9 protein-coding genes are annotated in these 14642 nt (G+C 44.9%); all 9 read left to right on the top strand.

The window, feature by feature from the left end:
• The first annotated feature begins 2 nt into the window (after window positions 1–2).
• Entirely contained in the window at window positions 3–749 is a 747-nt protein-coding gene (locus H3H32_RS25055; protein WP_182458501.1) for a CPBP family glutamic-type intramembrane protease, read from the top strand.
• Between the two features lie 555 nt (window positions 750–1304).
• Entirely contained in the window at window positions 1305–3185 is a 1881-nt protein-coding gene (locus tag H3H32_RS25060; RefSeq protein WP_182458503.1) for a carboxypeptidase-like regulatory domain-containing protein, read from the top strand.
• A 137-nt stretch (window positions 3186–3322) separates the two neighbouring features.
• Window positions 3323–4501, top strand: a complete 1179-nt coding sequence (locus tag H3H32_RS25065) for an HlyD family secretion protein (protein ID WP_182458505.1) — start codon at window positions 3323–3325, stop codon at window positions 4499–4501.
• A gap of 32 nt (window positions 4502–4533) precedes the next feature.
• Complete coding sequence (locus tag H3H32_RS25070; RefSeq protein ID WP_182458507.1) at window positions 4534–6798, top strand: peptidase domain-containing ABC transporter; 2265 nt, start codon at window positions 4534–4536, stop codon at window positions 6796–6798.
• Window positions 6795–8234 (top strand): TolC family protein, encoded by a 1440-nt coding sequence (locus H3H32_RS25075; protein ID WP_182458509.1) that lies wholly within the window; start codon window positions 6795–6797, stop codon window positions 8232–8234. Before H3H32_RS25070 ends, H3H32_RS25075 begins: the two co-directional genes overlap by 4 nt.
• Window positions 8235–8476: 242 nt before the next feature.
• Entirely contained in the window at window positions 8477–10933 is a 2457-nt protein-coding gene (gene thrA / locus H3H32_RS25080; RefSeq protein WP_182458511.1) for a bifunctional aspartate kinase/homoserine dehydrogenase I, read from the top strand.
• Between the two features lie 25 nt (window positions 10934–10958).
• Window positions 10959–11672 carry a putative polyvalent protein kinase domain-containing protein gene (locus H3H32_RS25085; RefSeq protein WP_182458512.1) on the top strand — a complete coding sequence of 238 codons (714 nt, stop codon included), beginning with the start codon at window positions 10959–10961 and terminating at the stop codon, window positions 11670–11672.
• A gap of 79 nt (window positions 11673–11751) precedes the next feature.
• Window positions 11752–12948, top strand: a complete 1197-nt coding sequence (locus tag H3H32_RS25090) for a retropepsin-like aspartic protease (RefSeq protein WP_182458513.1) — start codon at window positions 11752–11754, stop codon at window positions 12946–12948.
• Between the two features lie 57 nt (window positions 12949–13005).
• Entirely contained in the window at window positions 13006–14595 is a 1590-nt protein-coding gene (locus tag H3H32_RS25095; RefSeq protein WP_182458514.1) for an McrB family protein, read from the top strand.
• The last annotated feature ends 47 nt before the right edge of the window (window positions 14596–14642 follow it).

The following is a 14642-nucleotide window of genomic DNA, read 5'->3' on the forward strand; positions in this document are numbered from 1 at the left end:
TCATGAAGCAATTATTTATTAATTTTTTCGATTTTTTGCAAGGGGCAAGTTATCTAGATAAAGATATCAATATAGGTGCCATTTATAAAATTTTATTTATAGGGAAAGCCATAGGGCTTATCTTTTTATTTAAAGTAATTATTGGTTTTTTGAGTCTTTTATTAAACAAGTATGGACTTATTGACCCATCAAAAGGGAGCGGTGATTTAACTTCTTGGCTATCAGAGACATCAAATTCTCAATTTATACTCGAAGTGGTAATCTTGGCACCCTTCTTTGAGGAATTTGCATTTCGAGGAATTATCCAATCAAATCGTCTAACCCTTACTCTGGCATTTATTGTAATTTCTTATTTAATAATATGCATTTTAAACAGGGCTAATTTTTATTCTTTAACAGCAAGGACTTTACCTATTGGTATATTTAGCATTTTAATTGGATTTTTTTTCCACAAGTACATATCATATTATTTAGCAAACTTAACATCTAATTATAAAATAAATATATATATAATATGGCTTAGCGCTTTTCTATTTTCTTTGTGGCATTACAATAATTATGATTTTACAAATGCTCGCCCCCAAACAATTCTCTTAGCCCTACTCCCTCATCTTATTTCGGGTTTATTTTTCAGTTGGACATCACTAATGTATGGACTAAAGTGGAGTATAATATTACATATTATAAATAATGCCATACCTGTCTTGATTATTATTTTTCGAGCTAGTCAAGAAAGTAAGGTAGCTTAATTAATAACGAATAATTTCATTTCCCAATACAAATTCGCCACAGACAAACATCGAACTTACGCTATTTCACTTGTTAATTATTTAGCCTTTTTTGGCATAACAACTGAAAATCATAAAGCAAAATATGCCCTTTTAGCTCTCTCAATGATTATTAGTATCTATATTATTTAATTCTAACACACGAAAAGGTTCTTGGTAAGCGCACCTTACTAATCAGAAATATTCTTGAATTTCGTTATCAAAAACTAGATTCAAACTATTCATATGTAGTCTTATTTTGTGAGTCGACAGTTGAATTATTAATTAATCTATATACTTTTCATGCATAATTCAAAAAAGCAGCCAAAAAATTGGGCTTACATAATAAGTTTAATAATAGTATTTCTTACAGGAAATATTATTATTAAAGGATACCCTATATTGAAACAATGGTTCATTTCTGTATTAAGTAAGTAATGCTAGTAATCGACAATACAAATTAAGAGTCCAAGACCACCCTACTAAGGTTGGCCTGATCGTTGTTTCACCAAATCCAATAAAGTGATTCGCTCTACAATGAAACCCCAATACCTACTGCCCTTACCGTTCCTTATTTGCGCACATATAACATTAGGGCAACGTATACAGGGTAAAATCTTATCATCTTTTAAAGAGGGAATTCCTTTCGCAAGCATTCAAGTAGTTGGCACTTCAAAAGGAACGACCACAAATGAGCATGGCGAGTTCAACCTGCAACTCCCCTCAATTCCCTGTCAAATTCTGGTAAGTAGCATCGGTTATCAAACCGTAACGCAGCGAATTGATCATACAACAAAGCCTGTGGTTATAACGCTACCGGAAGGCGTTGCCCTGCAAGAAGTTAGGGTGATGCCAGACAGTATTTTAAAAACTATACTGACGGGAGCCTTCCGAAAAATCCAATCAAATTATCCGCACAAAACATTCGCCCTGGAGGGCTTTTACCGAGAACTGAATCAGAGTACAGATAGCGACGAATTAGTACATTATGGCGAAGCGTATCTGAAGGTTGTCATGAGTGGTTATCAGGCTACAAACGAGGATGCACAGGTTGAAGTAATAAAGGCACGTATCAATAAAAATCCGGGACGAGACTCCATCGAAACCACCCGATGGTACGGCGGTGCATTTATCGCTAATTCAAATGATTTAGTTAAAACGCGAGCCGAGTTTTTGAATCCAAATTCATTTAACAAAAGATATCGCTATACGCTGGCGGCCGTTACGCCCTACAACTCAGACTCACTCTACGTTATCAACTTTAGTTCAAAAGACAGGGAAGAGTCGGCTACGGGTACGCTCTGGATACACAAAAAGTCACTGGCTTATGTAAAAATTACGTATCAAAGTAGTAGGGCTCTTCAGCACGATCTTATCAGACGGTTTATAAGCAAAAATCGACTACGTGAATGTAGGTATATTGAGCAGAATGGAATATGGCATCTGGCACATATAGCACACAAAACCACATTTGTCAATAAGCAAACAAAACGCGAAACCACCCACGATCTAGCCTTTATCACTACCCAATATGATGAGCAGGGCACACCTGTTCCCTATGATAAACGGTTAGCCTATGGCGCTATTTTCTCAGATTTAACGAACGAATATGATCCTGAATTTTGGGATAAGTACACAAGCCTGGAAGCCGATTCGGCGCAGAAAAGCCAAATGGCGCAGTTTAAAGCTATATCACAAACACAACAGGCACAACAGTATGTATCCTCGAAAACCCGACGGGATAAACTAGTCGCTGTATTAAAAAAATTGAGCATTAGCTATGGAATTGGAGTTGCTCAGTACGCACAACAAAGTCCTATCCTAACGGCAACTTATCAACATAAATCTTTCGAAAACCCAACGTCATTCCCATCTGGACACCCTATTCTCCTATTCAGGACCAGCTATGGTTTTCGACTGACAAATCATGTCAAACTAGATGTCATCAATTTCCAAAGCGTATTAAATAACGATTATTACAAGTCCATTCAAGCTGGATTCACCTATAGCCTGTTAGTTAAAAAGAAAGGAAATCCCCTATTTCTCTATGCGTTGGGTGCTTTTGCCTGGTCGCAGACAGGCTGTTTGCTGACGGAGCTTACAAACAGTGAGGGCTTTGTCGATCCAGGCAAGCAGTTAAACACTCCAGTCAAGGTCTTTTATGCCGATCGGGGATGGGCTGGTGTAGGCGGCTTCGGTTTTACGTTTCAGAAAAAGCGTCGCGACTATTTTATTGAATCGAATTACCGATTTGTACTGACGAATACGCCATCAATAATCTTTAAAGAATCGGGTAATCTGTTTAATAAAAAAGTCATCACAACACCCGATCAGACTGACTTTCAACTGAATATTGCCAACAATACATCTATTGTGCAGCCTGTTGGCATTACACTTGGCATTCGATGGCATTTTTAAAATAGATTAGTATAACTTATTCCCTCTCGTTATAAACTACAACCGTCTGTTATTGAACCCCGCGTAGCATCGCCTGACCTTTGGCATAAGAAATAACCGCATCCCTATAGCGGCCCCTTATCCAAAACGTTAACACGATGCAACATCAGTTACACCCGCCTGCCGTCATTGAGCACACCACGGAGGCTTATTTGCCCCAGGTTACCGTACGGGGTCAACTCATCTACTGCTCAGTCGCTCTCGCTATTGTGGCGGCTTTAGTTTCGCTCCCGTTCATTCATACCGAAGTTTCGGTACAAAGTGCAGGCATCATTCGCACAGTGGCTGAGCGTAACGAACTCCGCCCACTGGTAGCTGGTACAGTAGCCCAGGTACTGGTTCATGACAATCAGCCTGTTCACCAGGGGCAACCCATGATTCGGTTGCAGACTGAGGTATTGGAAACCAAACTTCGGCTCAACCATTCCCAGCAAGCCGAAAAACTCCTCAACATCCGCGACCTCGACCGACTTGTTCGCGCTACTCGTCCAAATTTGTTGTCGGTATCTGGTTTGCAATCGCCGATTGTGCGCCAACAGTACGAACAGTTTCGGTTTCTGCTCACCGAAAACACGCAGACGCAGCAGAAACGCAAACGTGAATTAGACGTTACGCGTCAGCTCTATGAAGACAAAGTACTGGCGCAGCAAGAATTTGAAGATAAAGAGTTTACCTACAAAACCGTAGTCGCGCAATATGCCTCACAAATTGAACGGCAGGTAAGTGACTGGCAGGCCAGCCTGACCCAGCAACAACTCGCGCTCGACGAACTCCGCGCACAGGAACGCCAACTCCTTAACGAACGCGATCTTCACACCATAAAAGCCCCCGTTACCGGTACAGTTAGCCAGCTTACCGGGCGCTACCCTGGAAGCTATGTGCAACCGGGTGAGGTTCTTGGCGTGATCTCGCCCGATTCTAATCTGCTCGTTGAGTGCTACGTATCGCCCAAAGATATTGGCCTGTTACGGCCCGGTATGACGGCCCGAATGCAGGTAGACGCCTTCGATTACAATCAATGGGGCTTAGTACAGGGAAAAGTAACTGAGGTTTCGAACGACATTACTGTTATGGAAAACCAGCCGGTTTTTAAAGTCAAGTGTCAGCTCGATCAGAATTTTCTTTCCCTCAAAGAAGGTTACAAAGGCTATCTCAAAAAAGGCATGACCCTCCGGGCGCGCTTTGTAATTACCGAACGAAGCCTGTTCGACCTGCTCTACGATAAGGCCGATGATTGGCTCAATCCGAAAAATACCCCTGCCCTTGCTCAAAAGTAAAGGCCCAAACAGGCGCTACCCCTTAGAAAATCATGGCAAAAAATACGATAATCAAACAACACGACATTACCGATTGTGGAGCAGCTTGCCTGGCTTCCATTTCGGCACACTATAACTTGATGATGCCCATTGCCCGCATCCGACAAATGGCTTCAACTGATCAGAAAGGCACCAATGTCCTGGGTATGATCGAAGCAGCTACTCGGTTGGGGTTCCAGGCCAAAGGGGTACGCGGTACGTTCGAAAGTTTATCGAAAATACCTAAACCGGCCATTGCCCACGTCATCATTAAAGAAGTACTCCATCACTTTGTGGTCATCTATGATATTACGGATAAACACATCGTGGTCATGGATCCCGGCCCAGGTAAGCTCGTTAAACATACGCACGAGGAGTTCAAAAAAATCTGGACTGGCGTTTTGATTCTGCTGTTGCCCAACGAGCAATTTGAAACGGGCAACGAAAAAATATCGGCTACGCAACGTTTCTGGCAGTTAATTCAGCCGCACCAGAGCGTGATGATTCAGGCCCTGTTCGGTGCCCTGATTTACACCGTACTGGGCCTTTCGACCTCCATTTATGTCCAGAAAATTGTCGACAACGTCATTGTCGAAGGCAATCGAAATCTGCTCAATCTGTTGAGTATCACCATGATTTTGATTCTCGTTTTGCAGCTATTTATCGGAAGTTTGAAAAGCATGTTCGCCCTGAAAACCGGGCAGCAAATCGATGCCCGATTGATTCTGGGGTATTACAAACACCTGATGAAATTGCCCCAGCAGTTTTTCGACACCATGCGCGTGGGTGAAATTATTTCGCGGATCAACGATGCCGTTAAGATTCGGGCGTTTATCAACGATGCCGCTACAAGTCTGGTTGTCAACGTATTCATCGTTCTATTTTCGTTCGGCATGATGTTTACCTACGACTGGAAACTAGCCATGATTATGCTGGCCGTTATCCCGTTCTATGCGGGCATCTACGTCATTGTTAACAAGCTGAATAAAAAGTACCAGCGAACACTGATGGAAGATGCAGCCGAACTGGAATCGCAGTTGGTCGAGTCGCTGAATGCAATGGGCACTATCAAACGCTTCGGCCTGGAATCGTTCGCCAATATCAAGACCGAAACGCGCTTTGTCAAGTTGCTGAAGACCATTTTCACGTCGGCCCGCAACTCGGTTTGGTCGGGCAATGCCACGGAAATTGTTTCCCGATTATTCACCATCATCCTGCTTTGGGTAGGTGCGGGTTTTGTGATCGACAACCAGATTACGCCCGGCGAACTCCTATCATTTTATGCACTGATTGGCTACTTCACAGGCCCCGCCAGCCAACTCATCGGTGCCAACAAAACGGTACAGGATGCGCTTATTGCCGCCGATCGCCTGTTCGAGATCATGGACCTAGAACGTGAATCGACTGAGAATAAAATTGAACTTCAGTCGGATATGATCGGCGACATTCGCTTCAAGGACGTATCGTTTCGGTATGGGAGTCGTACACAAGTATTTGACAGTCTGAGCATAACGGTACCAAAGGGCCAAATTACGGCAGTGGTTGGCGAAAGTGGTTCGGGTAAATCCACGATGCTATCACTCCTCCAAAACCTGTATCCACTGCAAAGCGGCAGCATTCACATTGGCGATTACGACATCAAACACATCAGTAACGAAAGTATTCGCCGTCGGGTAAGCGTTGTGCCACAGAAGATCGATCTCTTCGCTGGAAACGTCATCGACAACATTGCCGTGGGCGAATACCAGCCCGATATGCAACGGATCGTAGCCATTTGCCAACGACTCGGCATTACGGAGTTTATTGAAAAATTGCCTAATGGGTTTCATACGTACCTGGGCGAGAACGGAGCCAGCTTATCGGGTGGACAAAAACAGCGGATTGCCATTGCACGCGCCCTGTATCAGAATCCAGACATTCTAATTCTGGACGAAGCCACGTCATCGCTCGATTCCATTTCTGAGAAGTGCGTGCAGGAGACCATCCAGCATCTACGGGAACAGCATAAGACGGTTATTCTGATTGCACATCGACTCAGTACGGTGATGAACGCCGATAAAATTATCGTTATCGAGCAGGGTAAATTAATTGAAGAAGGCTCCCATTTCGAGTTGCTGGCGAGAGAGAATGCATATTATACACTCTGGGCTTCACAGATGCCATTGGCCATAAAATCGACGAGTCTCTCCCCGTTGGATTTGCTCCAGATCAGTGCCAACGGAGATCAAACGGCAACGCCTGTAGTAACTCCCGAAACCCAGACCGCCTTAGCTTTATGAAACCAATAGTTATAATTCTACTCATACTGGGTTTCTCTGGAAAACTCTGGGCGCAATCCATACCTTCGTTACCCAGTTCATCAACGCTAACGCTGGAACAGTGCATTGTACTAGCACTGGAAAATCAACCCTCCATTCGGCAATCGGTATTGCAGCAGCAACTAGCCGATAACACCGTTGAACAAACGCGAAAAAGTCAGTTACCAACCCTGTCGGGCTATTCGAATCAGGGATTGAACTTTGGGCGTAACGTTGACCCGTATACAAATAGCGTGACCAATGCGCAGATTACGACCAATACAGTCGGATTAGGTGTAAGTTGGACCGCATTCAACGGTTTCCAGTTGAAGAATACATTGCTACAGCAAAGTCTAACAGCACAGGCAAGTCACTTTGATGTAGCCACGGCTAAAAATACAATTACTCTCAATACATTACTGGCTTATTTGCAGGTATTAACGGCACAAGACTTAGTAACGGCAAGCGAGGTACAGGTAAGCGTGGCACAAGCACAGGTTGAACGAACCGAGAAGCTGGTAAAATCGGGTACCACGCCCCCCTTTAATCTGTACGATGCCAAAAGCCAACTGGCCAATGATCAGATGCAATACGTTCAGACTCAGACAAACCTAAAAGCGGCTATGCTAACGCTGTTGCAAGTTTTGAATCTACCCTCAACAACAACCTTACAGCTGATTCGGCTGGAAGGCACAATGATTCCCCAGAAGGTTACAACCGACGCGTACCAGATTTTTACGCAAGCCCGAACCGTTATGCCCGAAGTGCTGGCCGCCGATTTGCGTACCAAAGCAGCACAGAAAGGATTAGACCTTGCCAGGGGACTAGCGTATCCTTCCATAACTGTTAATGCTAACTGGGGTACCTCATACTCAAGTGCGGCCCGGCGCAGCATGTACAGTACAGATGCTGTGGAGCAAACAACTACCGGATTTGTTGACGTAGCCGGGCAATCCTATCCGGTTAAAGTACTCGAACCCACCCTAAGCGCAGAACGCATCAATTATTTTCAACAACTGGATAACAATCAGTACAAAAGCCTAACCATGAGCATTCGAATCCCTATTCTGAATGGTTTTCAGGTACGCTATCGCACTACAAACGCTCGCTTGCAACAACAACTGGCCGAATCGCAGGCCGAAAGTGTCCGGCGAAATCTACGGCAAGCCATTGATCAAGCCGTTAACCAACAGCAAAATGCGAATGAACGGTATCAGGCCCTAGAACAACAGGTGATCGTTTTAGCGCAATCGTACAAAGCTGCCGAAGCTCGTTATAACGCGGGTCTGCTCAATGCTGTCGACTATAATTTGGCTAAAAGTAATCTGGACCGGGCATCTATAAACTTGATTCAAGCTCGTTACGAACGAGTACTGCGAGAGAAAGTGGTTGATTTTTACCGGGTTGGAACGTTATAGAGCAAAAAGTAAGTCATCACTCATAAATCCACCATACTTCCAATACCCAAAGGCGCACTTGTCAGGTGCGCCTTTCTCATAAATAACACTATAAAGTTTACGTCAGGCATTATCTTTGCATCCTTAAAATTACCTCATCAATAGCTTCCTGATAAAATTGTGTTGAGTGTTTGTAAACGATTTACCGCATCGGCGGCCCGGTCATTTGCTCATTCACACATTCACTCATTCACTCATTGCTAATGCAGGTTCTTAAATTCGGTGGCACCTCAGTTGGTTCCGTAGAGAGTATCAAACAAGTTATTCAGATCATTGATAATCACCGCCAAAAAGGCGATCAGATAGCCGTTGTGTTCTCGGCGATGGGTGGCGTCACGAACCAGCTCATTGAAATTGGACGCATGGCCACAACGGGTGAAACGGATTACATAGAACTGGTTCGGCGGATTGAAGACCGGCATTTCAATGTGGTAAAAGCGCTCATTCCGATAAAAGAACAGAGTAAAGTATTTGCCCACGTTCGGGGTATTATCAATGAATTGGAAGACCTCCTACGGGGCGTATCGCTGATTCGTGAACTGACTCTCCGTACGCACGACCTTATTACAAGCTTTGGGGAGCGGTTATCCACAACGATCATCACCGAATGTGTAAAAAGTCGGGGAATTCCGGCGCAGTTCTGTGATGCCCGCCAGATCATTAAAACCGATGCCCAGTTTGGGCAGGCCGAAGTTAATTATAGCCTGACCAATCAGCTCATTCAGGAGTATTTTGCCAAGTCGACGGCGACTCAAATGGTAACGGGCTTCATCGGCTCGACGGAAAAGAACGAAACCACTACGCTTGGTCGTGGAGGCTCCGATTATACCGCCAGTATTCTCGGTGCCGCACTAAATGCCGAAGTAATCGATATCTGGACCGATGTTGATGGTATGATGACGGCCGATCCACGCAAAGTACCGAATGCCTTCAATATTCCGACGATCACCTATGCCGAAGCCATGGAACTCAGCCATTTCGGAGCCAAGGTGATTTATCCGCCAAGTCTTCAACCTGCCTTTGCCCGAAACATTCCAATCCGGGTGCTTAATACGTTCAATCCTACCCACGAAGGCACGGTAGTTAGCCGCACCGCCGAACGTCGGCAGTACACGATTACGGGCATTTCGAGCATCGACGACATTGCTCTCGTGAATGTGCAGGGATCGGGTATGATTGGCGTGGCTGGCGTATCTGCGAAGTTATTTGGCGTCTTGGCAGCGCATAAAATCAGTGTGATTCTAATCTCGCAGGCATCGTCGGAACACTCCATCTGTTTCGCCATCGATCCGCGTGGAGCCGAGAATGTAAAAACGATTCTGGATGCCGAATTTGCCACCGAAATCGAGCATGGTCATATCGATAACATCGCCATCGAACGTGATTTATCGGTGATTGCCACCGTGGGTGAAGGCATGAAAAAAAGCTCGGGGATTGCCGGAAAACTGTTTTCGGTATTGGGTAAAAACGGGGTAAATATTGTGGCCGTAGCACAGGGGTCGTCGGAGATAAACATCTCGGTGGTTATCAACAAAAATAACCTATCCAAAGCCCTTAACTCGCTGCATAACATCTTTTTCCAGTCTGAAGCACGTGTATTGAACCTCTACCTGGTTGGTACGGGACTGATTGGCAAAACACTCTTAAAGCAGATTTTCGATCAGTCGGAATTCCTACGTGCCGAGAAGCTATTGAAGGTTTGTGTAGTAGGGATGACAAATAGCAAAAAGATGCTGCTCGACCCGAAAGGCATCGCGTTGGATGATTGGCGCGAACGATTGCTTACAGAAGGTGTAACTACATCGCTTCCCGCTTTCGTTGATAAAATCAAGGACTACAACCTCCCCAACTCGGTCTTTATCGACTGCACTTCCGACAAGGATATTGTGCAGTTCTACGAGTCACTGCTGGATAGCAATATCTCGGTTGTTACCCCAAACAAAGTAGCCAATTCGGGCACCTATGCCGAATACCGACGATTACAACGAACAGCCCTGAACCGGGGAGTAAAATTCCTGTATGAAACCAACGTGGGTGCTGGTTTGCCCATCATCAACACCGTACAGGGATTGATGACTGCTGGGGACCGTTTCCTGAAAATCGAAGCGATTTTATCAGGCACGTTGTCGTTCATCTTCAACACGTTCCGTCCCGGCACATCGTTCGCTGACGTGGTTCGTGACGCCAAAGAAAAAGGGTACACCGAGCCCGATCCTCGCGATGATCTAAGTGGTCTGGACGTAGCTCGAAAAATCCTGATTCTGGCCCGTGAAGCCGGTTTTCCACTCGAACCGGAAGATGTAACAATCACCAATCTACTGCCCGAATCGTGTCTGGCAGCGCCAACAATTCCAGCCTTTTTTGACGAACTGGAGCGCAATAACGCGTACTTCGAAAACCTGCTCGCTGAAGCCGAAGAAAAGGGCGAAAAACTGCGATTCGTGGCCCGTTTCGAGAACAACAAAGCGACCATTGGTCTGCGCCCCGTAGATTCGGAACACCCGTTCTATCAACTAACCGGTGCTGATAATATCGTTTCGTTCACCACAGAGCGTTATAAAGAGCGCCCACTAGTTATCAAAGGCCCCGGTGCGGGTGCCGAAGTCACGGCCTCAGGTGTCTTTGCCGATGTGGTGAGTATTGGGAGTTATTTGGCGTAACCCAAATAAGAACTTGTTAGACTGTATGTCCGTTAATAAAGAACGAGAGCCAACACCAGATGGAAGAGAACGTTATATACCTCAACGAGTACCACCGGCTGCAGAGCGAAAAAATGATCAGGAAAGTCTCCGAGCAGCCCTTGATGTCATTGCAGGAGTGCATCGAGCAAGCAAAGCGGCTCAAGGACCAGCCCCTCAAAACCGTGCTGAAAAAGCAGCGTTAGATCAGGCGCTTCGGGTTGGTGAAGAGAAATTGCTTAGGCGATGGGCTTTGGCTGCTAACAAAATGATACCCGCCGATCCATTTACGGATGCTTGGGAAGCTCAAGGTGGTGAAGGAGGTGCCGAACATCAAGTGTATGTTCAATTAGGTATATATTACAAGCGGAATAATCTGAATTACTACGGTACTTGGCTGAGTTATCTACATAATCTCCTCCTTCATAATTGGCTCTTCCCAGAAACAGGCTATACATTTCTAGGCTTGATGGACGTAGAAGGTTCATTGCAGTCTGTAGTCAGTCAAAAAGCATTACGAGGTGTAAGAGGGGCGACAGCTGATGAAGTAGCAACTTATATGCTCCCATTTGATTTTATTCCCCTTCAAAACAGTGACTATATAAATACAGGTTTTGGTATCATTGTCAGCGATTTACATCACCGAAATGTACTTGTAAGAGACGATGGTGAATTGCTGGTATTTGACCCAGTTATTTACTTACAATGGCCTTCAGAGTAATCAAATTACTGGAAAATAGCTACAATCCAAGCATATTTGCTACGCCAATACCAACAAGGCGTAATCTTAATACAACACTATGCGATTTTGTTTCTATTTGATTTGCCTTTTACTTCTTTCATTTCGCATTTTTGGCCAACAGAGTACCTTTTCAAAAGATCCTACGGTAGCCTTAGAAAACTTTGATTTTAAAGCCATTGATTACGCTTCCTTAGATTCAACATCCCACGATTTCATCAAGTCAATTGAGTATAGCCTGTATCATCGATTTGATGAAGCCGAGGCTTTACTGAAGAAAGTTGCTTTACAGACAGACTCCCCATTAAGCAAAGTTGCCCGTCATTATTTATTGGCCGAACTTTATTTCTGGCGCGAAAAATATGCTGATTATGTGCAGTTTTCCAACCAAATTAATGAACAACCAGAAATGTATGATCTGGCTAAATCATTGGCTATTCATCCGATAGCGCAAATCAGTTTCTCTGTCGATAGTTTATCAGTTCCGGTAACAATTAAAAAGCATAGCTACATCATTGCCAACCTATTCCTGAACGGAAAACCAGCAAGGCTCATCCTCGATTCGGGAGCTAATTTTTCAACTATTTCTCAATCTCTGAGTGAAGACCTGGGGTTGCAGCCTTTAACAACTATAAACTTTCTGAACTCCGTTGGTACAACGATCAAGGCGCCTGTTGGTAGGCTTGATTCTCTGTCCATTGGCAACGTTCAGTTTAAGGGTGTACCTGTCATTTATACGGCAAAAAGTAAGTTTTTCAAAAGACTGCATGTCGACGGTTTATTAGGCTGGGACATTTTGAGCAAGCTTTCCTACACCACTGACTTTAAGGCACAGACGCTTATGATTCGGAAGCCCGTTTTGGATACCACGGCCGAGAAGAACCTGTTTGGTATAGGGCATCCAATATTAGTTGTTCGTTCTCCATCTGGCCAGCCAATCAATATGTATTTTGACTCTGGGTCCAATAGTGTCGACTTGATGACACATGGAGTTACCAAACTTGTTGATTATAAGACAACTAAACGACCAGGGATGATCTCAGGAATTGGCAAAACGAAAATAGGTTGGTTTCGCTACGTGAAGAACTTTACCTTTAAGGTGAATCAAAAACAGTTGAATTATAGACGAGCCTACTTATCTCCTCTGAATGACTTCATATTGAGCATTAAACGAGATGGCACTTTGAGTAATGCACCATTCAAAAAAGGAAAGCTTACTATTGATTATCGGAATAATCACTTTGACTACAAGGAATAGTAAAGCCCAAAACCGCTGAAAAAATCGTAAATTCGCAAACGACTATAGTTTTTTCCTGTGCTTACCGACACCCCACATCAATCCCTCGTTGAACGCATTCGTGACATCGGTCATGCCGAAGCCGTACGGCGGTTCTTTGGGTTGTTAAAGGAGTTGATCGACATCGTTAACCTGCCAAATGGTGATGCCCGGTTGGCGTTTGTTGTGAAACAGGACAAGTCCTCAATTACAGCCAACGTCAATTTCTTTCAGGCTTTACGGATTCAAAGACCCCGGCGTGGCGAAATTGAATATCACTTGACGATTAAAAAATCGTATCAGGACCGGCTAAAAGGCATTGAAGAGTTAGTCTTTGAGCCACTAACCGAAAAATCGGATTATCTGGCAGTTGTCATTGGTCAATCCAATGTACACCTGCTCTACTTGCCTATTTTGCGCACCTGTTGGGAAGACTGCCTGCTCGAACTGGTTGAAAGCACCAAGCGAGGCCCTCATTCCGCCCGGCACAATACTGACGTATACCGGGCGGCAGAAGATGAAGCCTTTCTAAGCGAGCTTATCCGGTTAGCCGATGATCCCACGCTGGAAGATCGCATTCTAAATGGCCTGGGGGTTGAAGAACCAGAAACTGAGTATGAAACGGCGTCGAAGCTACCACAACAGCCGCATAATCTCATTCTGTTTGGCCCACCGGGTACGGGAAAAACGTTTGCGTTACAGCCGTATCTGCATGAGCAAAACGCCAGTTTAATTACGTTTCATCCATCGTATAGCTATGAGGAGTTTGTCGAAGGCATTCGGCCAGAAGCTATCAATGGGCAGATTAGCTATAAGATCCGAAAAGGTATTTTCTATAAAGCTTGCCAGTCCGCTATTCAACAGGCAGGTTATGGAACGATAGCCGATTGTCTGAATGATTCGCAGGAGAATCGTCGCCAGAAATTAGCAAAAGCACCAGCACACTACCTGCTTATTGACGAAGTCAACCGCGCCAATGTCGCCAGCGTGTTCGGCGATTTGATTACACTTTTGGAGGCCGACAAACGCCTTGGTGCCGAAAACGAGCTTTGGTTAACGCTGCCGTATTCGCAGGAGCGGTTTGGGGTTCCTATCAACTTGTTTGTGATCGGCACCATGAACACGACCGACCGTTCTATTGCGCTCTTAGATATTGCCCTGCGTCGACGGTTTTCCTTTCGCGAAATTCGACCCGACGCGACCATTCTCGGCGAGATTGACGGCATTGAACTTCCCCAGTTGCTGCGAACCATAAACGAACGTATTGAATATTTACTGGACCGCGATCACCAGATTGGGCACGCCTATCTGACGACTATAAAAACGTATGCTGAGTTGTGTGACGCCTTCCGCGACCGAATTATTCCACTTTTACAGGAATATTTTTTCAACGATTGGGCCAAGATTCAGTTAATCCTTGGTGATAATCCGGCCTGGGGCAAAGACCCCAATCAGCGGCTTATCTGGATTAAACGAAAGTACACGGCCAATGCCGCCAACAAATTGTTCGGTGAATTGCCGGAATCCATGGATGAGGTAGTCACCTACGAAATTAACCCTAATCTTCAGCAGGACCATTACGATCAGGTACCCGTTGAAGCTTTTATACGAATTTATCAGAAATTGTAACGCGGCCGGGCTGGCGTTCCAGCATCATGTCTGTCGTATCAAACTTA

This window comes from Spirosoma foliorum (assembly GCF_014117325.1).
GTDB lineage: Bacteria > Bacteroidota > Bacteroidia > Cytophagales > Spirosomataceae > Spirosoma > Spirosoma foliorum.

What these genes read in the sequence shown, in the direction of transcription:
- H3H32_RS25055 (WP_182458501.1), top strand. Translation starts at nt 3, where the DNA reads ATGAAGCAATTATTTATTAATTTTTTCGATTTTTTGCAAGGGGCAAGT.
- H3H32_RS25060 (WP_182458503.1), top strand. Translation starts at nt 1,305, where the DNA reads ATGAAACCCCAATACCTACTGCCCTTACCGTTCCTTATTTGCGCACAT.
- H3H32_RS25065 (WP_182458505.1), top strand. Translation starts at nt 3,323, where the DNA reads ATGCAACATCAGTTACACCCGCCTGCCGTCATTGAGCACACCACGGAG.
- H3H32_RS25070 (WP_182458507.1), top strand. Translation starts at nt 4,534, where the DNA reads ATGGCAAAAAATACGATAATCAAACAACACGACATTACCGATTGTGGA.
- H3H32_RS25075 (WP_182458509.1), top strand. Translation starts at nt 6,795, where the DNA reads ATGAAACCAATAGTTATAATTCTACTCATACTGGGTTTCTCTGGAAAA.
- thrA (WP_182458511.1), top strand. Translation starts at nt 8,477, where the DNA reads ATGCAGGTTCTTAAATTCGGTGGCACCTCAGTTGGTTCCGTAGAGAGT.
- H3H32_RS25085 (WP_182458512.1), top strand. Translation starts at nt 10,959, where the DNA reads ATGTCCGTTAATAAAGAACGAGAGCCAACACCAGATGGAAGAGAACGT.
- H3H32_RS25090 (WP_182458513.1), top strand. Translation starts at nt 11,752, where the DNA reads ATGCGATTTTGTTTCTATTTGATTTGCCTTTTACTTCTTTCATTTCGC.